The sequence below is a fragment of the Streptomyces sp. NPDC048297 genome (assembly GCF_043201585.1).
GTDB lineage: Bacteria > Actinomycetota > Actinomycetes > Streptomycetales > Streptomycetaceae > Streptomyces.
The window spans coordinates 1-23,130 of record NZ_JBICZA010000023.1 but is presented as its reverse complement, the minus strand read 5'-3'; the positions used below and the strand labels follow the sequence as shown (position 1 = coordinate 23,130).

Genomic DNA, 23,130 nt, shown 5'->3' with positions numbered 1-23,130 from the left:
CCCGTGCCAGGAGAGAGGGGGCAGGGGCGCGGTCATTACGTGGATTCCGGGAAGTTTTTTTCGCGGAGGTGTGCGCGAAGGTGCCCGCGGACGTGGGGGAGATGTGCGCGAAGGTGTTCACCGACGTGGGGGAGACGTGCGCGAAGGTGTTCACCGACGTGGGGGAGACGTGCGCGGTGTTGCCCGGAAAGGGGCGGGTCCGGCAGGACTGGAGGTGGCGGAGGCCCGCGTCTGATAGATGTGGAGGCCTCTTTCCCACCTCCGAGCAGATACGGGACGACGGACATGAGCGCCCCAACCCCGGCACCGGGTGACGACAGGCCCCGCGAGGGCTACTACCCGGACCCTTCCATCCCCGGCTACGTCCGGTACTGGAACGGCGCCTCCTGGGTGCCGGGCACCAGCAGGCCGGCGCCGAAGGACGGCGAGCCGCTCGCCCCGCCGCCGGGCGTCCGTCCCGCCGCCCCGGCCGTGGAGGAGACGGGCCCGCACTTCTTCGACGAGGACCCGCAGCCGGGTCCCTCCGGGCAGCAGCAGGCCTGGGCCGTCGACCCGCGGATCCCCGCGGAGCCCGCCGGCCACGACCCCGGTGCGGAGCCCGTCCCCGCGGGGGAGGACCCCGCCGGCGACCCCGGCGGCACGTTCGTCTTCCGCCGCCCGGTCCAGGGCCCCGCGGCCGTCCAGGACGAGGGGACGATGACGTTCCGCGCGACGCCGGGCCCACAGCCCGGGGGCCCGGCGGCCTCCGGCACGCCCGGCTTCGGCGCGCACGGCGCCGACCCGCGCTCGGCGGACTCCGGCCCGGCCTTCGGCCCGCAGACGTCCGGTCCCGGTGCCGCCCAGGGTTCCGGCGCGGCGGCTGCGGCTGCGGCGGGACCGGGTACGGGTGGACCGGGTGCGGCGGGCCCAGGCGCGGGTGGCTTCGGACCGGCGGCAAGCGGTCCCGGCGCACAGGGTCGCGGCGCTCAGGGCCCCGGCGTACAGGGTCAGGGTGCTCAGGGTCCGGTCGCTCAAAGTCCCGGCGCGCACGGTGCAGGCGCTCAGGCGCACGGCGCGGTGGCCTCGGGCGGGTTCGGGGCGCAGGGGCCCGTCGGGGCGCCCGCCGCGCAGTCCGGACCGCCCGCCGCGGCCTCGGGGTTCGCCCCCGGGAGCGCCGCGGCTGCCCGGGGCGCGACCGCCCCGCCTCCGGGGACCTCCGCGGCCTCCGCCGTGGCCCCCTCGGTGCCCCAGCAGGGCGGCCCGCAGCCGGGTGCCTCCGCTCCGGTGACCTCGGGTCCCGGCGGCGGTCAGGCCTCCTGGGCGCAGCAGGTGCACCAGCTGGCCGGCGGCGCGGACGAGCAGTCCGTGGCGCCGTGGAAGCCGGTCGTGGAGGACCCGTTCCAGGCGGTGGCCCAGCTCCAGGCCTCGGCCCGCCCGGCCGGTCTCGGCAGGCGTCTGGCCGCCCGCCTGATCGACAGCGTGGTCCTCGGCGCGGTGACGGCCGCCGTCGCGGTCCCGCTCGGCACCGGCGCGCTCGACCACGTCCAGCACAAGATCGACGAGGCCAGGCTGTCCGGCCGTACCGTCACCGTCTGGCTGCTCGACGGCACCACCGGCACCGCCCTCGGCATCGTCCTCGCCGTGCTCCTCCTCTTCGGCGTCGTGTACGAGGTGCTGCCCACCGCCAAGTGGGGCCGCACCCTGGGCAAGAAGCTGTGCGGTGTGGACGTGCGGGACATCGAGGGCCACGAGCCGCCGACGTTCGGCGCGGCCCTGCGCCGCTGGCTGGTATACAGCATTCCGGGCCTGCTCGGCATCGGGATCGTCGGCGTGCTGTGGTGCCTGTTCGACCGGCCCTGGCACCAGTGCTGGCACGACAAGGCGGCCCACACCTTCGTCGCGGGCTGACCGGTTCGTCGGTACCTTCGTCGCGGGCTGACCGGTACGTCGGTTGCTGACCGGGTCCCGTTCGTCCCCCCGTCCGTCCCCCGTACGGCCGCCCTGGACATGCGGGACCGGGGCGGCCGGGATGCACTCGGGCCATGAGCAGTGAACCGCCCCCCGGACCCGGAGAGCCGTCCCCCGAGGACGACCCGTTCCAGAAGCGGCCCCCGTCGGACCGGGGGTCGGGCTCGCCGTACGACACCCCGTACGGATCCCAGCAGCCCCCGCCCGGCGGCCCCCCTCCGCCCGGCGGCCCCCCTCCGCCCGGCGGACCGCCCCCGCCGCCGCCCCCGGGCGGTGAACAGCCGCCCCCCTACGGCGGCCAGGAGCCCCCGCCGTACGGCGGTCAGCAGCCGCCTCCGCCCGGCGGCGGTCCGTACGACACCGGCGGCCCCTACGGCGGTGGTGGCCCCGGCGGTCCGGGCGGTTACCCCGCCGACCCCCTCGCCGGCATGCCCCCGCTCGCCGACAGCGGCAAGCGCACCCTCGCCCGCATCATCGACATGATCCTCGTGGGCATCGTCGTATGGCTGCTCACCTGGGCGTTCGGGGTCCACGAGTACACGGTGGACGGGGACCGGATCGAGGCCGGCAAGTCCTTCGCGCAGTCCGTCGTCGCCGCGGTCCTCTACATCGCCTACGACACGATCCTGATCGCGAAGACGGGGCAGACCCTCGGCAAGAAGTGGCTCGGCATGCGGGTGGCGGACCTGACCGACGGCTCGACCCCCTCCATGCGGACCTCGCTGCTGCGCGCGCTGGTGCTGTGGGTGCCGTTCGCCTTCTGCTGCGCCTGTATCTGGACCGCGATCTGCGGCGGCTGGAGCTACTTCGACAAGCCGTACAAGCAGGGTCTGCACGACAAGGCGGCCAAGACGGTGGTGGTCAGCACCGCTTGAGCCCCGGGCGGCAGAGGCCGCCGCACGCGTGAGCGGCGGGTCCGTGCGTCATGCCGGACCCGCCGCTCACGCGTATGCCCGTTCATGGGTATGCCCGTTCACGCGTATGCCCGCCGGGTTCGCCCGCCGGGTTCGTCCTTCGGGCGTGCCCTTCGGGCGTGCCCTTCGGGACCTCAGGACGCCGTCGGTTCGCGCACGGGCTCGGACGTCGCGGCCACGGGCTTGCGCGGTGCGGGCACCAGTGCGGTGTCCGGGGTGGCCGTGGGCTCCGCCTGCGACGTGGCCGGGCGGGACCGGGGCAGGGGGACGGTCATGGCCACGAGCAGCCCGAGGGCGAGTGCGGCCACGGCGATGACCGCGACTCCTAGGCCCGAACCGGTCTCGGACAGCAGCAGCATGGCGAGCGTCGAGAAGATCACGGTGCACGAACCGTAGGCGAGCTGTGCGGCAGTCGGACGGGGCATGGCAATCGTGTCCTCGGGAGATGAAGAGGGGGGGCGCCGTTCGATTCTCCTGGCATACGCGTCTCTTGGCGTGCATGCCCGAGCGGGACGCGCGGTAAGCGTGACCTAACCCACGGCGCCGGTGCACAGGGGGCGCACGGAGTCATGCCGCCCGGCAAGTGCCGGTGGCCACGCGCCGGTTGGCCGGTCCTCTGCGGTCCGTAAAGCGAACACCACCTCCGCATAGTGCACTTGTACACGTCAAGTCAAGATCTGTCTTTTCCCCTAAACCTCTAGTCAAATGTCGTCACTTGACTACACGCGTTCATCAGGCGCCCACGGATCCGGCACGCCCAGGACCCTTCCTTCCGTGCGCGCGACGCGGGGGAGGAACTCAAGTGACCAGCAGACCCTGGACGTTCAGAGCGGCCGCGATCGGTGTGACGCTCGCGGCCGCCTCGGCCACGTTCGCCACCTTCGCGGTGGCCGAGGCGAACACGGCGGCGAACCCCGCCGCCGTGGACCGGCAGGACCCGCTGTCGAAGCAGAGGGAAGACGACTTCGACGGCCCGCTGAGCAAGACCCAGGAAGCTCAGCGGCAGGAAGCGCTCAACGAGGTCATATCCGGCAAGGCCACGGTCAAGAACCGTGGCGGTTCGCACGTCGTCCAGCTCAAGGGCAAGAAGGGCGACAGCAAGTACGTCGAACTCGGCCGCGAGAAGACCGACAAGATCTTCACGATCCTGGTCGAGTTCGGCGACCAGACGGACAGCCGCTACGGCGGGACCCCCGGCCCGCAGCACAACGAGATAGCCGCGCCCGACCGTACGAAGGACAACAGTACGGACTGGCGGGCGGACTACGACCAGAAGCACTACCAGGACCTGTACTTCGGCACCGGCACCGGCACCGAGTCGCTGAAGAAGTACTACGAGAAGCAGTCCTCCGGCCGCTACTCGGTCGACGGCGAGGTGACCGACTGGGTCAAGGTCCCCTACAACGAGGCCCGTTACGGCTCCAACGCCGCCGGTGACTCGGCTGCCTGGTACGCGGTCCGGGACGGCGTCAACGCCTGGGTCGCCGAGCGCGAGGCCGCCGGTGACACCGCGGCCGAGATCCACGCCGAACTCGCCAAGTTCGACCAGTGGGACCGCTACGACCACGACGGCGACGGCGACTTCAACGAGCCCGACGGCTACATCGACCACTTCCAGATCGTGCACGCCGGCGAGGACGAGTCCGCGGGCGGCGGCGCCCAGGGCACGGACGCCATCTGGGCCCACCGCTGGTACGCCTTCGGCACCGACGCCGGCGCCACCGGACCGGACGACAACAAGCTCGGCGGCACCCAGGTCGGCGACTCCGGCATCTGGGTCGGCGACTACACCATCCAGCCGGAGAACGGCGGACTCGGCGTCTACGCCCACGAGTACGGCCACGACCTCGGCCTGCCGGACGAGTACGACACCAACGGCGGCGAGAACTCCACCGGGTTCTGGACGCTGATGTCGTCCGGCTCCTGGCTGGGCACGGGCAAGGAGGCCATCGGCAACCTGCCCGGTGACATGAACGCCTGGGACAAGCTCCAGCTGGGCTGGCTCGACTACGACACGGCCAAGGCCGGCGTGAACTCCTGGCACAAGCTGGGCGTGGCCGAGTACAACACCAAGCACAAGCAGGCGCTGGTCGTCACGCTGCCCGACAAGGCCGTCACCACCGAGGTCGTCACCCCGGCCCAGGGCGCGACCCAGTGGTGGAGCGGCAGCGGCAACGACCTGAAGAACACGCTGACCCGGTCGGTCGACCTCACCGGCAAGTCCTCGGCCACGCTGTCCCTGGACGGCTGGTACGACATCGAGGCCGACTACGACTACCTCTACACCGAGGTGTCGACCGACGGCGGCGCCAACTGGACGGCCCTCGACGGCACGGTCGACGGTCAGCCGATCCCGCGTGACGCCAGCGACAAGCCGGGGCTGACCGGTTCGGCCGACGCGTACGCGAAGCTGTCGTACCCGCTGGACGCCTACGCGGGCCAGAAGATCGACCTGCGTTTCCGCTACCAGACCGACGGCGGTGTGGCGCTGAAGGGCTTCGCGGCCGACGAGATCACGGTGACCGCCGACGGTGCGGCGCTGTTCTTCGACAACGCGGAGTCGGCGGACGCCGGTTGGAGCGCGACCGGGTTCTCCCGCATCGGCGCGTCCTTCACCAAGGACTACAAGCAGTACTACATCGCCGAGAACCGTCAGTACGTGTCGTACGACAAGACCCTGAAGGTCGGCCCGTACAACTTCGGCTTCTCCACGACCCGTCCGGACTGGGTGGAGCACATCCCGTACCAGAACGGCCTGTTGGTCTGGAAGTGGGACACCTCGCAGCCGGACAACAACACCGGCGACCACCCGGGCACCGGTCTGATCCTGCCGGTCGACTCGCACCCGGCGCTGCTGAAGTGGACCGACGGCACGCTGCTGCGCAACCGGTTCCAGGCGTACGACTCGCCGTTCTCGCTGGAGCGCACCGACGCGATCACGCTGCACAAGGCGGGCGTGCCGGTGCGGGTCGCGTCGCAGAAGGGGGTGTCGGTCTTCAACGACCACAGCAGCACCTACTACGACGCGTCGAACCCGGCCGCCGGCGTCAAGATCACTGACACCAACACCAAGATCAAGATCAAGAAGCAGGCGAAGGATGGCTCCACGATCGAGCTGGAAGTCGGCCCTGCGGTGAAGTAAGGGTTATTTCTGCAGGTCAGAAGCGTATCGGCGGTGACCCTCTGGCGGGTTGCCGCCGATCGTGTTTAGGTGCGTCCTGTGGATCGCTTATTGACACCGATCGAAGCGGGGATGTGACGCATGGCCGCAGGAGGCTTCAGCAAGCTGCCGAACGGCACGGTGGTGGTGGCACTGAATCTGCCGCATGTCGCCGACGGTTCGACCGTGGTGCGGGTGCTCGTCCATGCCCAGAACCGGGCGCGAGCACTGACCCGGCTCCGGAACCTCGGCCTCCGTGCGATCTACCTCCGGGGCAACTCCGCTCCGCCGACCCCGGATGAGATCACCGCGGTCCTGCACCATCCCGACGGCCTCATATGGCGCACCGCGCCCGACCACGGTGTCACCGTGACGGAACTGTGGCATCCGATCCGTGCCCTGCTGCGGAGGCCTGCGGTGGCTCGGCAGGGGTAGGGGGTGGGGGTGCGGGTGTGATTGTGGCTGCGGGTGCGTTGTGGCTTGTCGCGCAGTTCCCCGCGCCCCTAGGTTTACTGCCCCGGCCCGGAGCTGTTGTGTGGCTCTGGGTTGAGCATGGGTGCGCGGGTGCGATTGTGGCTGCGGGTTCGTCGTGGCTTGTCGCGCCCGCGCGGCGGAGCCGCAAATCGGTACAGCCCCGCGCCCCTAGGTTTGCTGCCGAGCCCGGCGTTGATTCGTGGCTCTGGGTTGAGCATCGGTACAGCCCCGTGGCCGGCGTTCCCCGGAGGGTCAGGTGTTGAGGACTGGTTTGCCGGTGAGGTTGATGCCGGCTTGGCGGAGGTCTTCGAGGGCGCGGTCGGTGGTGTCAGGGGAGACGCCGGCGGTCAGGTCGAGGAGGACCTGGGTGCGGAAGCCCTCTCTCGCGGCGTCCAGGGCGGTAGCCCGTACGCAGTGGTCGGTGGCTATGCCGACCACGTCGACCTCGGAGACGTGGCGGGCGCGCAGCCACTCCGCGAGGGGGACGCCGTTCTCGTCGGCGCCCTCGAAGCCGCTGTAGGCGGCCGAGTAGGCGCCCTTGTCGAAGACCGCGTCCACCGCGCCGGAGGCGACCGCGGGGGCGAAGTTGGGGTGGAAGCCGACACCCTCCGTACCGGCGACGCAGTGCGCGGGCCAGGAGCGGACGTAGTCGGGGTTGTCCGCGAAGTGCCCGCCCGGGGCGATGTGGTGGTCCCGGGTGGCGACCACGTGCTGGTAGCCCGCGCCCGCCGCCTGACCGATCAGCTCGGTGATGGCGGCGGCCACGTCGGCACCACCGGCCACCGCGAGGCTGCCCCCTTCGCAGAAGTCGTTCTGCACATCTACGACGATCAAGGCGCGACGCATGGTGGGTGTCCTTCGACTGTGGGCTAAGTAACTGAGCCTAGAGACTTCGCGGCCTTTACGGGAGGGGGCCTTCGCGGATACGGACGACGACCCTCTAGCTACCCGAGCCCAGGTGCACGTACTCCGTCGCAAGGACGGGTTCGCCCCGGGAGAGCTGGATCGCGGACAGCGGCAGGTTCGCCCGCGCCGCGATGTGCCGGTCCCGGGCCACGTCGAGGGGCTCGCGCGCGACGACCTCGCCGCCCTTGACCAGCTGGACCAGCAGCTGCCGGTCGACCAGCTCGTCCGGCACCGGCCCCGTGCCCACGACCTCGGCCTCGGCCACCCCCTCCGCGTCCAGCCGCCGCGCCGCCCACTTGCGCCCGCCCAGGGACGTCTTGCCGCTGGACGCCTTCTTCGCGACCGGCACCAGCGGCGCCGCCGGATCGGCCGACTCGGCCCGTGCGACCAGCTTGTAGACCATGGAGCAGGTCGGGTGCCCGGAGCCGGTCACCAGCTGGGTGCCGACGCCGTACGCGTCCACCGGGGCGGCGGCGAGCGAGGCGATGGCGTACTCGTCCAGGTCCGAGGTCACCACGATCTTCGTGCGGGTCGCGCCCAGCTCGTCCAGCTGCTGGCGCACCCGGTGGGCGACGAGCAGCAGGTCGCCGGAGTCGATGCGCACCGCGCCCAGCTCGGGCCCGGCCACCTCCACCGCCGTGCGGACCGCCTCGGCGACGTCGTAGGTGTCCACGAGCAGGGTCGTGCCCCGGCCCAGCGAGTCGACCTGGGCGCGGAAGGCGTCCCGCTCGTGGTCGTGCAGCAGGGTGAAGGCGTGCGCGGAGGTGCCGACGGTCGGGATGCCGTAGCGGAAGCCGGCCGCCAGGTCGGAGGTGGTGGCGAAGCCGCCGACGTACGCGGCGCGCGCGGCGGCCACGGCCGACAGCTCGTGGGTGCGGCGGGCGCCCATCTCGATCAGCGGCCGTCCCCCGGCGGCGGAGGACATCCGGGAGGCGGCGGCGGCGATCGCCGAGTCGTGGTTGAGGATGGAGAGGATCACGGTCTCCAGCAGCACGCACTCGGCGAAGGTGCCCTCGACCCGCAGGATCGGCGAACCCGGGAAGTACACCTCGCCCTCGGGGTAGCCCCAGACGTCACCGCTGAAGCGGTATCCGGCCAGCCAGTCGAGTGTTTCCTCGTCGACGATCTCCCGCTCGCGCAGGAAGGCGAGGACGTCCGCGTCGAAGCGGAAGTTCTCCACCGCGTCCAGGACCCGCCCGGTGCCCGCGACCACGCCGTAGCGGCGTCCGTCCGGCAGACGCCGGGTGAAGACCTCGAACACGCTGCGCCGTTCGGCCGTTCCGGCCTTCAGTGCGGCCCGCAGCATCGTCAGCTCGTACTGGTCCGTGAAGAGCGCCGTCGAGGGAACGTCCACCGGCAGCCCAAGGTCCGCCACGTTCACCGCATCCTCCCCAAATCCATGACATTCCGGGTACCCCGGGCCCGGCCGGGGTCCGGGGGCCGTCCCCCGGTGTGCAGCATGGCAGGCATCGTACCCCCATTTCGTCAGTGTGACGATTTGTCGAGCGCGTGGCAGCATGGGCACTGTGACGTCACCCGCGCCCGTAGAGATCGAACGCACCGAGACGGCGGAGGAGGTCTTCGCCGTACCCGAACCCGACGTCCCCTGGGTCACGATCGTGCACAACGACCCGGTGAACCTCATGAGCTACGTGACGTACGTCTTCCAGTCGTACTTCGGCTACACCAAGGACAAGGCCACCAAGCTCATGCTGGACGTCCACCACAAGGGCCGGGCGGTCGTCTCCAGCGGCACACGCGAGGAGATGGAACGCGACGTGCAGGCCATGCACGGCTACGGTCTGTGGGCCACCCTGCAGCAGGACCGGAAGTAGCGAAGCCACTCAGATGCCCGGACACTTCGAACCGCTCCCCGGCGGCGGCGCGGCCGTCGCGCTCGACGACGTCGAGATCTCCATCATCCGGTCGCTGGCGGTCCAGCTGCTGGAACTCATCGGCCCCGGCCCCGCCGAGGACGCCCCCGCCGACCCGCTCGCCGAACTGTTCGCCGAGGGTCCGAGCGAGCCGCCCGCCGACCCGGTGCTGCGCAGACTCTTCCCGGACGCCTACAGCGACCCGGAGAAGGCGCCCGACTCCCCGGCCCAGGCCGAGGAGCGGCGGGAGCACTCCGCCGAGTTCCGCCGCTACACCGAGAACGACCTGCGGGCCGGCAAGCGGGAGAACGCCCTCGCGGTGATCCGCTCGCTGGACGCGCTGGCCTCGGCGGCGGCCGACGGCGGCGCGGTCCTGAAGCTCACCCCGGACGAGTCCCGGCAGTGGCTCAGTGCGCTCAACGACCTGCGGCTCGCGATCGGCGCCCGGCTGGAGATCACCGACGAGGACGACACCGATCTGCTCTTCCGGCTCCCGGACGAGGACCCGCGCAAGCCGCTGGTGCTGGCCTATCTGTGGCTGGGCGGCCTACAGGAGACCCTCGTCTCCACTCTGACGGGCTGATTCCTGGCTCTGACGGGCTGACGTCCCGGCTCTGGCGTCGGACGTTCCGGCCCTGGTGGGCTGGCGTCCTGGCTCTGGCGTCGGACGTTCCGGCCCTGGTGGGCTGGCGTCCTGGCTCCGGCGGGCGGACGCTCCGGTTCTGACGGCTGACGTCGCGGCTCTGACGGCTGACGCCCGGCTCTGACGGCTGACGTCCCGGCTCTGGCGGGCGAACGCTCCGGTTCTGGCGGCTGACGCCCCGGCTTTGGCGGCTGACGCCCGGCTCTGACGGCTGACGTCCCGGCGCCCGTCGGCGTTCTGTCCCGCTTTGGGATGATTCCGCGTTCGCTCAGAGGACGCTCGAATCCGGATAACGATCGAGTCACTGTTACGGCCTGGTTTATGGCATTTGGGCGTTCTTTGTCCGGTTCTTCCTGTGCTATGCCCCACAAGTGCCGACTGTCCTGAATATTGCGGCCGTGATAAATCTTCACGACCGCCCGGAGGACACCACCCATGTCCTGCCGGGTGCGCCACCGAGCCGGCGATCGCCGGCCAGGCAACGGGCGGGTTCGCGAAATCCGCCCACTCCATCAATCCGGGGGGATCGAAACCCGATCCGAGGCCGACGAAGGGCCGCGGTTCGGCATGGAGAAAGGCGCACCACACATGACCTCTGAGAAGGTCACCGCTGCCCCTGAGGAGGGGTACGAGCGCGGGCTCGGCAGCCGACAGGTCCAGATGATCGCCATCGGCGGCGCCGTCGGCGTCGGCCTGTTCCTGGGAGCCGGGGCGAACATCGCCAAGGCCGGCCCCAGCCTCATCCTGATGTACGCCCTCGCAGGCGTGATCATCTTCTTCATCATGCGAGCGCTCGGCGAGCTGCTGCTCTACCGCCCGGTCTCCGGTTCCTTCGCGGAGTACTCCCGGGAGTTCCTGGGCCCGTTCTTCGGTTACTTCACCGGCTGGACGTACTGGCTGATGTGGGTCGTGACCGGTATGGCCGAACTGACGGCCGCCGCGATCTACGTCAACTACTGGTTCCCGTCCGTTCCGCAGTGGGTGACGGCACTGGTCTTCCTGGTCGTCCTGTTCGTGGCCAACCTGATCTCGGTGAAGCTGTTCGGCGAGATCGAGTTCTGGTTCTCCATGGTCAAGGTCACCGCCCTCGTCGGCATGATCGTGATCGGTCTCGGCGTGCTCACCTTCGGCTTCAGCGCCGCCGGTGACACCGCGAGCGTCTCCAACCTGTGGCAGTTCGACGGCTTCTTCCCCAAGGGCATCGGCTCCTCCCTGATGACCCTGCAGGGCGTCATGTTCGCCTACCTCGCCGTCGAGCTGGTCGGCGTCACCGCGGGCGAGTCCGAGGACCCGGAGAAGACCCTCCCGAAGGCGATCAACACCCTGCCCTGGCGCATCGCCCTGTTCTACGTCGGTGCCCTCACGGTCATCCTGTGCGTGGTGAAGTGGACCGAGTTCGCGGCGGGCGTCAGCCCCTTCGTGAAGGCCTTCGCCATGATCGGCATCCCGGCCGGCGCCGGCATCGTGAACTTCGTGGTGCTCACCGCGGCCCTGTCGTCCTGCAACTCGGGCATGTACTCCACCGGCCGCATGCTGCGCACCCTCGCGGACAACGGCGAGGCGCCGCGCGTCTTCTCCAGGCTGTCCGCCTCCAAGACCCCGGCCCTCGGCATCACGGTCTCGGTCGGCTTCATGGCCATCGGTGTGGTCCTCAACTACATCGTCCCGGAGAAGGCCTTCGGCTACGTCACCTCCGTCGCCACCGCGGCCGGCATCTGGACCTGGCTGATGATCCTGGTCAGCCACGTCCTCTACCGCCGCGCGGTCGTCGCGGGCCGGCTGCCCGCCTCGTCCTTCCCGGCGCCGGGCGGTGCGGTGTGCTCGTACATCGCCATCGCCTTCCTGATCTTCGTCACCGGTCTGATCGCGTACGATGCCGACTCGCGTGTCTGCCTGTACGTGATGGCCGGCTGGGCCGCCGCGCTCGGCGTCGGCTGGCTGTTCCTGAAGAACCGCACGCCGGAGATCGCCGACCGTCGCGAGCAGGCCTTCGAGAAGGTGGGCTGACCGCTCGGGAGACCAACCCCCTGGACGTCCGGCCGCCGGAGTACTCGTGGCACTCCCGGCGGCCGCCGCTCAGGACGTCCACCATGTGGGCCGCCTCGTACCACTCCTCGGTACGGGGCGGCCCATCTGCTTATCCTGACCCCCATGCTGACCATCACCCAGGCCCTGTACGACCAGATCGTCGCCCACGCCCGCAAGGACCACCCCGACGAGGCGTGCGGTGTCGTCGCGGGCCCGGCGGGTTCGGACCGTCCCGAGCGCTTCGTCCCGATGCTGAACGCGGCCATGTCGCCCACGTTCTACGAGTTCGACTCGGGCGATCTGCTCAGGCTCTACCGCGACCTGGACGACCGCGACGAGGAGCCGGTGATCATCTACCACTCCCACACCGCGACCGAGGCCTACCCCTCCCGCACGGACATCGGCTACGCGGGCGAGCCGGGCGCCCACTACGTCCTCGTCTCCACCGCCGACACCGACGGCCTGGGCGACTTCCAGTTCCGCTCCTTCCGGATCCTCGACGGCGAGGTCACCGAGGAGGAGGTCCAGGTCGTGGCCGCGTACTGACCCCGGCCCGCCCCCAGCCCGACCCCGTCCCGACCTGCCGTGACCACACTTCGGGCAGAGTTCATCCAGCATGCGAGATCACATTCCAGGAGCCGGACCGGGAATCGATACGATGACCCCATGGTTCTGAACGACGTGTGCGAGAAGGCGCCGGGCATGCTGCTCGTGGCGCGGCTGCACGTCGACCTGTGCCGGCTGAACAGCGCCATCTGTTGACGTTCCCCGCCGCCGTACGTCCGTGAGCCGCGGCGCGCGCCGACGTGCGCGCGCGCCGAGAACGACGCGCCGGGAACGAGACGCGCCGAGAACGATTCGTCGAACCGAACTTTTTCCGACAGGAGCCCGCCACCATGGCCATCGAGGTCCGCATCCCCACCATCCTCCGCCAGTACACCGACGGTCAGAAGGCGGTGGAGGGCAGCGGTGAGACCCTCACCGAGCTGTTCGCCGACCTCGAGACCCGGCACGCGGGCATCCAGGCCCGCATCGTGGACGAGGGCAAGCTGCGCCGCTTCGTCAACGTCTACCTGAACGACGAGGACGTCCGCTTCGTCGACGGCATCGACACCAAGCTGTCCGACGGCGACACCGTGACGATCCTGCCGGCCGTCGCCGGCGGCATGCGCTGATCGGCCGCTGAGCAGCGATGCGCTACGACTCCCCGCTCGCCGCGGTGGGCAACACCCCCCTGGTGCGCCTGCCGCGGCTGTCGCCGTCCGCCGACGTCCGGATCTGGGCCAAGCTCGAGGACCGCAACCCGACCGGCTCGGTCAAGGACCGCCCCGCGCTGCACATGATCGAGCAGGCGGAGAAGGACGGCCGGCTCACCCCGGGCTGCACGATCCTGGAGCCCACCTCCGGCAACACCGGCATCTCGCTCGCCATGGCCGCCAAGCTCAAGGGCTACCGCATGGTGTGCGTGATGCCCGAGAACACCTCGCAGGAGCGGCGCGACCTGCTCGGCATGTGGGGCGCCGAGATCATCTCCAGCCCGGCCGCGGGCGGCTCCAACACCGCCGTACGCGTCGCCAAGGAACTCTCGGCCGAGCACCCCGACTGGGTGATGCTCTACCAGTACGGCAACCCGGACAACGCGGGCGCCCACTACGCCACGACCGGCCCGGAGATCCTCGCCGACCTCCCCTCGATCACGCACTTCGTCGCGGGCCTCGGCACCACGGGCACCCTGATGGGCGTCGGCCGCTACCTGCGCGAGCACAAGCCGGACGTGCGGATCGTCGCCGCCGAGCCGCGCTACGACGACCTGGTCTACGGTCTGCGCAACCTCGACGAGGGCTTCGTACCGGAGCTGTACGACGCCTCCGTCCTCACCACCCGCTTCTCGGTCGGCTCGGCGGACGCGGTCACCCGCACGCGTGAACTCCTCCAGCAGGAGGGCATCTTCGCGGGCGTCTCCACCGGCGCCGCCCTGCACGCGGCGATCGGCGTGGGCCGCAAGGCGGTGCAGGCGGGCGAGAGCGCCGACATCGTGTTCATCGTGGCCGACGGCGGCTGGAAGTACCTCTCCACCGGCGTCTACACGGCGGCCACCACGGAAGAGGCCATCGAGACCCTGCACGGCCAGCTCTGGGCCTGATCGTTTCTCCGGGCCCGATCCGCGCCCGCACCTGATCCGTTCTCCGGGCCTGATCCGCACTCCGCGTCCGCACCTGATCCGTTCTCCGGGCCCGATCCGTCCCGGGCTCGGCCCCCCGTCCCATCCGCCTCAAGCGCGTCCCAGCCCCCTCCTATGAGGGGGCCAATCTCATTCTATGGAGGGGCAAAGAAATCCCTCCGGTACTGCCGGTCGCCCGGCGCACGGGATTACGTTCCTCCCACACCCTGTCATGTCACGCTCACCGGCATGGCGGGTGTGAATGTCATGCTCATGACTGCGCGGTCGTCCGCCGCTACGCGCGTCACGGGCCTGCCCCACCAGTGCGAGAAACCCCACTTCCCGATGGAAGGCAGTACCCCCATGCGTGAGTCACGCCCGAGCGGGCGCAGACGGAGTCTGCGCAGACTCGTCTCCGTCGCCCTGCCCGCCCTCGCCCTGACCGTCGCCGGACTGGCCGCGGCACCCACGGCCGGCGCCCAGGCCGCCGCCCCCGCGCACCACACCACCTCCCGCTCCGCGCAGAACGCCAAGGCCCTCACCTCCCCCGAGCGCCAGGCCTTCCACTCCACCGGCAAGGCTGGCCAGAAGGTCCCCACGACCCACCTGTGCGCCACCGCCGAACCGGGCCAGGCGTCCTGCTTCGCCCAGCGCCGCACCGACATCAAGCAGCGGCTCGCCTCCGCGGTGGCCGCCGCCACGCCCTCCGGCCTCTCCCCGGCCAACCTGCACAGCGCCTACAACCTGCCCTCCACGGGCGGTTCGGGTCTGACCGTCGCCATCGTCGACGCCTACAACGACCCCAACGCCGAGTCGGACCTCGCCACGTACCGCTCGCAGTACGGCCTGTCCGCGTGCACCAAGGCCAACGGCTGCTTCAAGCAGGTCAGCCAGACCGGCTCCACCACCTCGCTGCCCCCCAACGACACCGGCTGGGCGGGCGAGGAAGCGCTCGACATCGACATGGTCAGCGCGGTCTGCCCGAACTGCAACATCATCCTCGTCGAGGCCACCTCGCCCACCGACGCCGACCTCGGCACCGCCGAGAACGAGGCCGTGGCCCTCGGCGCCAAGGTCGTCTCCAACAGCTGGGGCGGCTCCGAGGCCTCCAGCCAGACCACCGAGGACACCCAGTACTTCAAGCACCCGGGCGTCGCCATCACCGTCTCCTCCGGTGACTCCGCCTACGGCGCCGAGTACCCGGCGACCTCCCAGTACGTGACCGCCGTCGGCGGCACCGCGCTCACCACCGCCTCCAACTCCCGCGGCTGGAGCGAGTCCGTCTGGAAGACCAGCTCCACCGAGGGCACCGGCTCCGGCTGCTCCGCCTACGACCCGAAGCCGAGCTGGCAGACCGACACTGGCTGCACCAAGCGCATGGAGGCCGACGTCTCCGCGGTCGCCGACCCGGCCACCGGCGTCGCGGTCTACGACACCTACGGCGGCTCCGGCTGGGCGGTCTACGGCGGCACCAGCGCCTCCGCCCCGATCGTCGCCGGCGTCTACGCCCTCGCCGGCACCCCGGGCAGTGCCGACTACCCGGCGAAGTACCCCTACCAGCACACCGGCAACCTGTACGACGTGACCAGCGGGAACAACGGCTCCTGCTCCCCGTCGTACTTCTGCACCGCGGGCGCCGGCTACGACGGCCCGACCGGCTGGGGCACCCCGAACGGCACCGCCGCCTTCACCGCCGGTACCAGCACCGGCAACACGGTGACCGTCACCAACCCGGGCAGCCAGTCCACCACCACGGGCTCCGCGGCCAGCCTGCAGATCCACGCCACCGACAGCGCGGGCGCGGCCCTGACCTACAGCGCCTCCGGACTGCCGACCGGCCTGTCCATCAACAGCTCCAGCGGCCTGATCTCCGGCACCGCCTCCACCGCCGGCACCTACCAGGTCACCGTCACCGCGCAGGACTCCACCGGCGCCTCCGGCTCGACCTCCTTCACCTGGACCGTCGGCTCCGGCGGTGGCGGCGGCTGCACCGCCGGCCAGCTGCTCGCCAACCCCGGCTTCGAGTCGGGCAGCACCGGCTGGACCGCGACCAGCGGCGTCATCACCAACGACACCGGTGAGGCCGCCCACGGCGGCTCCTACAAGGCCTGGCTCGACGGCTACGGCACCTCGCACACCGACACCGTGTCCCAGTCGGTGACGATCCCGGCCGGCTGCAAGGCCACGTTCACCTTCTACCTGCACGTCGACACCGCCGAGACCACCACCAGCACCGCGTACGACAAGCTGACGGTCACCGCCGGTTCGACCACCCTGGCGACCTACTCGAACCTCGACAAGAGCACCGGGTACGCGCAGAAGACCTTCGACCTGTCCTCGCTGGCGGGCCAGACGGTCACCCTGAAGTTCAACGGCGTGGAGGACTCCTCGCTGCAGACCAGCTTCGTCGTGGACGACACCGCCGTCACGACCAGCTGAGCCGTACGCCGACCGGTCCCGCACACGGAAGCCTTCCGTGTGCGGGATCCGTGCGTCGCGGGGGATCCGTTCGCGCCGGTGGTACGTCTCATCCCTGACCGGGCCGGCCGGCCCCGGCCGACCAGCGGACCGACGGACCGACGTACTGATGGTCCGACGGACCGACGGATCAGCGAAAGGCGGACCACCATGCGCCGTACGACGCCCCTCGCCCTCGCGGCAGCGGCGCTGCTCCTCGCCGGCTGCGGCGCACAGAGCGGCACCACCGGCGGCAGCGGCAGCGGCAGCGGCACGGACGACAGCGGCAAGGCGTCACCGACGCCCTCCGCTTCCTCCGCTTCCTCCGCTTCCTCCGTCTCCCCGTCGGGCGGGTGCGTCGCTCACGCGGAACTGACCGCCGCCGACAACGGCCGCACCCTCTGCCTGACCCGGGGTGGCGACCTGCGGCTCACCCTCGACGGCACGCGCAGCCGCCCCTGGAAGCCGGTCATGACGAGCGGCACCGCCCTGGAGGCGATCAACCCGGGCTTCGTCATCCTGCCGGGCGACGCCACGGCCGCCTACCGCGCCGTCCAGCCCGGAACCGCGAAGCTGACCTCCTCCCGCCCCCTGTGCCCCCAGCCCACCGCCCCCGGCCAGGTCGCCTGCCAAGGCATCCAGGAGTGGACGGCCACCGTGACAGTGCGCTAACCCGCCAAGTGCCGCACCTGGTCCCACAGGACCGGGTCGACCACGCCCACCCGGCGCCGGAAATCGGACACCGGGACCTCGCGCAGTTCGTCCGTCTCCAGGAAACTGGGGCGGCCGTGGGCGTCGCCGACCGCGCCGGGCGGCAGCGGGATCACCCCGGCGCGCTCGTCGTGGTACTTGCTGGTGATCTTCGCGACGGTCGCCCGGTTGCCGCGCACGGTCAGCACCAGGCAGGGCCGGTCCTTGACGTCCGGGCGGTCCTCGTAGGGGACGTTCGCCCACCAGATGTCGCCCGGATGCGGACGGGCCGCCGCCTTGTACGCCGCCTTGTCCCGGGTGCCGGGGCGACCCGGCGGCCGCAGCCGGCGCCCCGCGGGCCGGCTGCTGCGGCCCCAGCCGTCGACGACCGTGGCGAGCAGCGCGAGCAGCACCACCGCCGCGAGCGCCAGCCACCAGGACGTGTCCATAGCCACGACGTTACCGGCGCGCGCCGGGCACCGCGCGCCCTCCGACTGCCTTGCCGCACCCCGGTTCCAGCCGAACCGGTGACACCACAGGTGAGTTCGCCCACAACGGCCCCTGGCGAAGGCGCGAGCGACCCTTTCGCGCCTTACGCTCGACAAATCGCACGACCCCCGCAATCCCCCGCGCACCGCGTTCCGCCAACGGAGGTTTCTGCTTCATGAAGCTCACCGTCGTCGGCTGCTCCGGGTCGTTCCCCTCCGCGGAATCGGCCTGCTCGAGCTACCTCGTCGAGGCCGACGGCTTCCGGCTGCTTCTCGACATGGGCAACGGCGCCCTGGGCGAGCTGCAGCGCCACTGCGGTCTCTACGACCTCGACGCGATCTTCCTCAGCCATCTGCACGCCGACCACTGCATCGACATGCTCGCGTACTTCGTCGCGCGCTACTACCGCCACGACGGTGGCCGCTGCGACCCGCTTCCGGTGTACGGCCCCGAGGGCACCGAACACCGTCTGACCACGGCGTACGACGACGTCCCCTCGGCGTCCTCCATGAGCGAGGTCTTCGACTTCCGCACGGTCAAGCCGTCGACGTTCGAGATCGGCCCCTTCACAGTGCACACCGAGCGGGTCCGTCACCCCGTGGAGGCGTACGCCATCCGGATCGAGCACGGCGGGAAGTCCCTCACGTACTCCGGCGACACGGGTGTCAGCGAGGCCCTCGACGAACTGGCCCGCGACACCGACCTCTTCCTGTGCGAGGCGGCTTTCACGCACGGCAAGGAGAACATCCCCGACCTGCACCTCAACGGCCGCGAGGCCGGCGAGTCGGCGACCCGCGCCGGAGCGCGTCTCCTCGTCCTCACCCACATCCCTCCGTGGACCGACCCGGAGGTCAACCTCGCGGACGCCCGCGAGTCCTTCGACGGCCGCGTGGAACTGGCCGCCCCCCGAGCCACGTACGAACTCTGACCGCCCGACACACACCGAAGGCCCCGGAACCCGGTTCCGGGGCCTTCGTCATACGGGCAAGCGCGGCCTACTTGGCCTCCGCCTTCTGCAACTCCGCGAGTTCCTCATCGCTCTCGCGGCCCGGGGTGGGCAGGTTGAACCTGATGATCGCGAAGCGGAAGACGACGTAGTAGACGACCGCGAAGCACAGGCCGACCAGGACCAGGCCCCACGGGTTGCTGGCGATGCCGATGTTCAGGCCGAAGTCGACGGCGCCGGCCGAGAAGCCGAAGCCGTCCCGCATGCCCAGCGCCCAGGTCAGTGCCATCGAGACACCGGTGAGCACCGCGTGGATGGCGTACAGCGCCGGCGCGATGAACATGAAGGTGAACTCGATCGGCTCGGTCACACCGGTGAGGAACGACGTCAGCGCGAGGGAGAACATCATGCCGCCGACGACCTTGCGGCGCTCCGGACGGGCACAGTGCACGATGGCGAGGCAGGCGGCCGGCAGGGCGAACATCATGATCGGGAAGAAGCCGGTCATGAACTGGCCCGCGTGCGGGTCACCGGCCAGGAAGCGCGCGATGTCACCGCTCTTGCCGTGGTAGTCACCGGCCTGGAACCACGGGAACGAGTTCAGCAGGTGGTGCATGCCGATCGGGATCAGCGCGCGGTTGGCGACACCGAAGATGCCCGCGCCGACGGCGCCCGAGCCCACCAGCCACTCACCGAGGTTGTGCAGGCCCGTGCCGAGGACCGGCCAGATGTAGCCGAAGACGATGCCGATGACGAGGCCCGCCAGGGCGGACAGGATCGGCACGAGGCGGCGGCCACCGAAGAAGCCCGCCCAGTCGGGCAGCTTCGTGCGGTAGAAGCGCTGGTACAGCAGGGCCACCACGAGGCCCATCACCACACCGCCGAGGACCTTGGCGTCCACCGAGGCGTCCACCATGACGACCTTGCCGTCGACGGCCTTCGCCACCTGCGGCAGGTTCTTGTCGGTGAACGTGCCGAGCACGTTCTTGAAGACCAGGTAGCCGACGACCGCCGCGAGCGCCGTCGAGCCGTCCGACTTCTTCGCGAAGCCGATCGCGATGCCCACGGCGAACAGCAGCGCCATGTTGTCCAGGATCGCGTTGCCGCCGGCCGCCATGAAGGAGGCGATCTTCGTGAGGAACGCGGGGTAGGACGGGTCGCCGAGCATGTCCGGATTGCCGAGCCGGACCAGCAGGGCGGCGGCCGGCAGCGTCGCGACCGGCAGCATCAGGCTGCGGCCGATGCGCTGCAGCACAGCCATCGCCCCGGCGCCCTTCTTCTTCTCGGCCGCAGGAGCGGCGCTGGCCGTGGTCACAAGTTCCTCCATCGGGCATGGCGCTGCCCGGGAACCATGGAAGGGGACGGCAGCGTCTCTGGTCTACACCACTCAGTGGTGTAGACCTGTTGTAGCACGCGTGCACCCGTATAAGGAACCCGTGAAAATCGCGACCGGAGGGCTACACGCAGTGGCCGTGCGACACCGGGCGGTGGCCTCGCCGGGGCACGGCGAAGGCCCCCGGACCTGGGGTCCGAGGGCCTTGAAAGCCGGGGGCGCAGGGGTCGTCAGACCTTGGTGACGTCCTCGACCTCTTCCTCCGGTTCACGGCCCGGGGTCTTCAGATCGAACCTGGTGATCGCGAAGCGGAAGATCACGTAGTAGACGACGGCGAAGCACAGGCCGATCGGGATGATCGCCCAGGGCCTGGTCGCCAGGTTCCAGTTGATGACGTAGTCGATCAGGCCCGCGGAGAAGCTGAACCCGTCGTGCACGCCGAGCCCCCACGTCACCGCCATCGAGACCCCGGTCAGCACCGCGTGCACGGCGTACAGCAGGGGCGCGATGAACAGGAAGGAGTACTCGATCGGCTCGGTGATACCGGTGACGAACGACGTCAGCGCCACCGACAGCATCAGGCCGCCGACCTCCTTGCGCCGGTGCGGCTTCGCGCAGTGCGTGATCGCCAGCGCCGCCGCCGGCAGCGCGAACATCATGATCGGGAAGAAGCCCGAGGTGAACTGCCCCGCCTGCGGATCACCCGCCAGGAACATGTTGATGTCACCGTGCACCACCGTCCCGTCCGGCTTGGTGAAGCTGCCGAACTGGAACCAGATGGGCACGTTCAGGAACTGGTGCAGACCGATGACGAGCAGCGCCCGGTTCGCGACCCCGAAGATCCCCGCACCCCACGCGCCCGCGTCCCGCAGCCAGTGGCTGAAGCTCTCCAGGCCGCCGCCGATCGGCGGCCAGATCCACAGGCACAGCGCCGCGAAAACGATCGCGACGAACGCCATGATGATCGGCACCAGCCGCCGCCCGTTGAAGAAGCCCAGCCAGTCCACCAGCCGGGTGCGGTGGAAGCGGGCCCAGAAGAACGCGGCCAGCAGACCCATCACGATGCCGCCGAAGACGCCCGGGTTCTGGAAGGTGAACGGCGTCACCGAGCCCGTGCCCGCGCCGACGGTCACCTGGCAGCCGACCTGCGGGATCGCCTTCGCGCCACCGGGGCACGACACGGGGAACTGGTGCAGCACGCCGTAATAGACGAGGAAACCGGCCACCGCCGCGAGCGCCGTCGAGCCGTCCGCCTTCTTCGCCATGCCGATCGCCACGCCCACGCAGAACAGCAGCGGCAGACCGAGCGAACCGTCCAGCAGGGCGCCGCCCGCGCCCATCATCACCCGGGAGACGTCCGTCCAGCCCAGCCCGTCCTTGCCGAACACGTCCGGCTGCCCGAGCCGGTTGAGGATGCCCGCCGCCGGCAGCACCGCGATCGGCAACTGCAGACTGCGGCCCATCTTCTGCAGCCCCTGGAACAGCCGGTTCCAGCGGTCGCGCGCCGTACTGACCGTGCCGTCGGCGCTGTTGGCGCTCATGCCGTCCTCCCGGGCCACTGGGCTGGAGCGCGGTTTGGCGACCGTCCCGCTGGTGGTGTAGACCAGTCGGCGAACGGTTCCGCTGCCGTGATCGCCATCATTCGGCAGGTCCGGCACGGCCGCTCGCGAAGATGGGCCAACTGTGGGTTACTGCGACAAAGCGGTTCGGATCAGGGAGTACGGACATGGCCAGCAAGGCTGAGAAGATCGTCGCCGGCCTCGGCGGCATCGACAACATCGAGGAGATCGAGGGCTGCATCACCCGCCTGCGCACCGAGGTCTCCGACCCCGCGCTGGTCGACGACGCCGCCCTGAAGGCCGCCGGCGCCCACGGAGTCGTCAAGATGGGCACCGCCATCCAGGTCGTCATCGGCACCGACGCCGACCCGATCGCCGCGGAGATCGAAGACATGATGTGAGCCCACCGGGGTTCGCCAGGACCCACCGGGGTTCACCAGGAGGACCCACCGGGGTTCGCCAGGACCCGCCCGGGTTCACCAGGAAAGGGGCTCTTCCCACCGGGGGAGGAGCCCCTCGCGTCGCTCCCGATAGGCTCGCTGCCATGTCTCGAATCGACGGCCGCACGTCCGAACAGCTCCGCCCGGTCACCATCGAACGCGGCTGGAGCAAGCACGCCGAAGGCTCCGTCCTCGTCTCCTTCGGCGACACCAAGGTCTTCTGCACCGCCTCCGTCACCGAAGGCGTCCCGCGCTGGCGCAAGGGCAGCGGCGAAGGCTGGGTCACCGCGGAGTACTCCATGCTGCCCCGCTCCACCAACACCCGCGGCGACCGTGAGTCCGTCAAGGGCCGCATCGGCGGCCGCACGCACGAGATCTCCCGCCTCATCGGCCGCTCCCTGCGCGCCGTCATCGACTACAAGGCGCTCGGCGAGAACACCATCGTCCTCGACTGCGACGTCCTCCAGGCCGACGGCGGCACCCGCACCGCGGCCATCACCGGCGCGTACGTCGCCCTCGCCGACGCCGTCACCTGGGCCCAGGGCAAGAAGCTGATCAGGGCCGGCCGGCAGCCGCTCACCGGAACCGTCAGCGCCGTCTCCGTCGGCATCGTCGGCGGCGTCCCCCTCCTCGACCTCTGCTACGAGGAGGACGTGCGCGCCGAGACCGACATGAACGTCGTCTGCACCGGCGACGGCCGCTTCGTCGAGGTCCAGGGCACCGCCGAGGCCGAGCCCTTCGCCCGCGACGAACTCAACTCCCTCCTCGACCTCGCCGTCGCCGGCTGCGCCGAACTCACCGCCATCCAGAAGGCCGCCCTGGCCGCTTCCCTGACGAAGTAGAAGGCGAAGCGGAAGTAAAGGGACCACCAACAACCGGGAAGGCGAGGGGGCAACCCCCGCACCCTCCCCGGCGTCCCTATGGATACGGGCGCGCGGCCCATCACCGCGCGCCCGGCAAGCTGTTCAGGGGCAAGCTGTACGCACGAGTCGTACGCGACGCCGTACCAGGGAGGGAATCTCAATGACTGTGTCAAGCCGTCTGCGTGACCGGCGGGGCGGAGGTGAACAGCCTCTTGTCACGCAGCATTGCCCAGAGCACGTCGACCC

Annotated in this window: 22 protein-coding genes; 16 read left to right on the top strand and 6 right to left on the bottom strand. The window is 70.4% G+C overall.

Annotated elements, in window-relative coordinates; all coding sequences use genetic code 11:
• Positions 1-285 precede the first annotated feature (285 nt).
• Positions 286-1,887 (top strand): RDD family protein, encoded by a 1,602-nt coding sequence (locus tag ACGFYV_RS24170; protein WP_393880523.1) that lies wholly within the window; start codon positions 286-288, stop codon positions 1,885-1,887.
• Between the two features lie 134 nt (positions 1,888-2,021).
• The gene (locus ACGFYV_RS24165) at positions 2,022-2,822 is read left to right on the top strand and encodes an RDD family protein (RefSeq protein ID WP_393880522.1); all 801 of its coding nucleotides are present in this window, start codon (positions 2,022-2,024) and stop codon (positions 2,820-2,822) included.
• Between the two features lie 173 nt (positions 2,823-2,995).
• Here ACGFYV_RS24165 and ACGFYV_RS24160 read toward each other — a convergent pair whose 3' ends face one another.
• Entirely contained in the window at positions 2,996-3,286 is a 291-nt protein-coding gene (locus tag ACGFYV_RS24160; protein ID WP_393880521.1) for a hypothetical protein, read from the bottom strand.
• Between the two features lie 377 nt (positions 3,287-3,663).
• Between ACGFYV_RS24160 and ACGFYV_RS24155 the strand changes: the two genes are divergently transcribed.
• Positions 3,664-6,003 (top strand): immune inhibitor A domain-containing protein, encoded by a 2,340-nt coding sequence (locus ACGFYV_RS24155; protein ID WP_393880520.1) that lies wholly within the window; start codon positions 3,664-3,666, stop codon positions 6,001-6,003.
• Positions 6,004-6,123: 120 nt separating this feature from the next.
• Entirely contained in the window at positions 6,124-6,456 is a 333-nt protein-coding gene (locus ACGFYV_RS24150; protein WP_393880519.1) for a hypothetical protein, read from the top strand.
• A gap of 291 nt (positions 6,457-6,747) precedes the next feature.
• Here the strand turns inward: ACGFYV_RS24150 and ACGFYV_RS24145 are convergent, their stop codons facing one another.
• Both ACGFYV_RS24145 and ACGFYV_RS24140 read right to left on the bottom strand, forming a co-directional pair.
• Entirely contained in the window at positions 6,748-7,341 is a 594-nt protein-coding gene (locus tag ACGFYV_RS24145) for an isochorismatase family protein (RefSeq protein WP_393880518.1), read from the bottom strand.
• A 94-nt stretch (positions 7,342-7,435) separates the two neighbouring features.
• On the bottom strand, positions 7,436-8,782 hold the full coding sequence (locus ACGFYV_RS24140) for a nicotinate phosphoribosyltransferase (RefSeq protein ID WP_393880517.1): 1,347 nt from the start codon (positions 8,780-8,782) through the stop codon (positions 7,436-7,438).
• A gap of 136 nt (positions 8,783-8,918) precedes the next feature.
• On the opposite strand from ACGFYV_RS24140, the gene clpS reads away from it, so the two are divergent.
• From clpS to ACGFYV_RS24095, 9 genes are all read left to right on the top strand, one after another.
• Positions 8,919-9,236, top strand: coding sequence for an ATP-dependent Clp protease adapter ClpS (gene clpS, locus ACGFYV_RS24135; RefSeq protein ID WP_393880516.1), 318 nt, complete (start codon positions 8,919-8,921; stop codon positions 9,234-9,236).
• A 13-nt stretch (positions 9,237-9,249) separates the two neighbouring features.
• Positions 9,250-9,858, top strand: a complete 609-nt coding sequence (locus tag ACGFYV_RS24130) for a DUF2017 domain-containing protein (RefSeq protein ID WP_393880515.1) — start codon at positions 9,250-9,252, stop codon at positions 9,856-9,858.
• A 648-nt stretch (positions 9,859-10,506) separates the two neighbouring features.
• Positions 10,507-11,925: an amino acid permease gene (locus ACGFYV_RS24125; RefSeq protein WP_393880514.1), complete on the top strand. Its 1,419-nt coding sequence runs from the start codon at positions 10,507-10,509 to the stop codon at positions 11,923-11,925.
• A 144-nt stretch (positions 11,926-12,069) separates the two neighbouring features.
• Entirely contained in the window at positions 12,070-12,492 is a 423-nt protein-coding gene (locus ACGFYV_RS24120) for a Mov34/MPN/PAD-1 family protein (protein ID WP_393880513.1), read from the top strand.
• 120 nt (positions 12,493-12,612) lie between these two features.
• The gene (locus tag ACGFYV_RS24115) at positions 12,613-12,708 is read left to right on the top strand and encodes a putative leader peptide (protein ID WP_393880512.1); all 96 of its coding nucleotides are present in this window, start codon (positions 12,613-12,615) and stop codon (positions 12,706-12,708) included.
• 134 nt (positions 12,709-12,842) lie between these two features.
• Positions 12,843-13,121, top strand: a complete 279-nt coding sequence (locus ACGFYV_RS24110) for a MoaD/ThiS family protein (RefSeq protein WP_393880511.1) — start codon at positions 12,843-12,845, stop codon at positions 13,119-13,121.
• 17 nt (positions 13,122-13,138) lie between these two features.
• A complete protein-coding gene (locus ACGFYV_RS24105; protein WP_393880510.1) occupies positions 13,139-14,089 on the top strand; it encodes a PLP-dependent cysteine synthase family protein in 951 nt (316 codons plus the stop codon).
• A gap of 381 nt (positions 14,090-14,470) precedes the next feature.
• Positions 14,471-16,546, top strand: a complete 2,076-nt coding sequence (locus tag ACGFYV_RS24100; RefSeq protein ID WP_393880509.1) for a putative Ig domain-containing protein — start codon at positions 14,471-14,473, stop codon at positions 16,544-16,546.
• Positions 16,547-16,735: 189 nt separating this feature from the next.
• Positions 16,736-17,236 carry a hypothetical protein gene (locus tag ACGFYV_RS24095; RefSeq protein WP_393880508.1) on the top strand — a complete coding sequence of 167 codons (501 nt, stop codon included), beginning with the start codon at positions 16,736-16,738 and terminating at the stop codon, positions 17,234-17,236.
• Here the strand turns inward: ACGFYV_RS24095 and ACGFYV_RS24090 are convergent.
• Positions 17,233-17,703 (bottom strand): type II toxin-antitoxin system PemK/MazF family toxin, encoded by a 471-nt coding sequence (locus tag ACGFYV_RS24090; protein WP_393880507.1) that lies wholly within the window; start codon positions 17,701-17,703, stop codon positions 17,233-17,235. The two genes, ACGFYV_RS24095 and ACGFYV_RS24090, sit on opposite strands and share 4 nt — an antisense overlap.
• 215 nt (positions 17,704-17,918) lie before the next feature.
• On the opposite strand from ACGFYV_RS24090, the gene ACGFYV_RS24085 reads away from it, so the two are divergent.
• Positions 17,919-18,671 carry an MBL fold metallo-hydrolase gene (locus ACGFYV_RS24085; RefSeq protein WP_393880506.1) on the top strand — a complete coding sequence of 251 codons (753 nt, stop codon included), beginning with the start codon at positions 17,919-17,921 and terminating at the stop codon, positions 18,669-18,671.
• A gap of 67 nt (positions 18,672-18,738) precedes the next feature.
• Here the strand turns inward: ACGFYV_RS24085 and ACGFYV_RS24080 are convergent, their stop codons facing one another.
• A complete protein-coding gene (locus ACGFYV_RS24080; RefSeq protein ID WP_393880505.1) occupies positions 18,739-20,004 on the bottom strand; it encodes a PTS transporter subunit EIIC in 1,266 nt (421 codons plus the stop codon).
• A gap of 248 nt (positions 20,005-20,252) precedes the next feature.
• Positions 20,253-21,563: a PTS transporter subunit EIIC gene (locus ACGFYV_RS24075; RefSeq protein WP_393880504.1), complete on the bottom strand. Its 1,311-nt coding sequence runs from the start codon at positions 21,561-21,563 to the stop codon at positions 20,253-20,255.
• Positions 21,564-21,748: 185 nt separating this feature from the next.
• Here ACGFYV_RS24075 and ACGFYV_RS24070 point away from each other — a divergent pair, with 185 nt between their 5' ends.
• Positions 21,749-21,982 (top strand): glucose PTS transporter subunit EIIB, encoded by a 234-nt coding sequence (locus ACGFYV_RS24070; protein WP_189813583.1) that lies wholly within the window; start codon positions 21,749-21,751, stop codon positions 21,980-21,982.
• A 143-nt stretch (positions 21,983-22,125) separates the two neighbouring features.
• The gene (gene rph, locus ACGFYV_RS24065) at positions 22,126-22,863 is read left to right on the top strand and encodes a ribonuclease PH (protein ID WP_393880503.1); all 738 of its coding nucleotides are present in this window, start codon (positions 22,126-22,128) and stop codon (positions 22,861-22,863) included.
• Positions 22,864-23,130 lie beyond the last annotated feature (267 nt).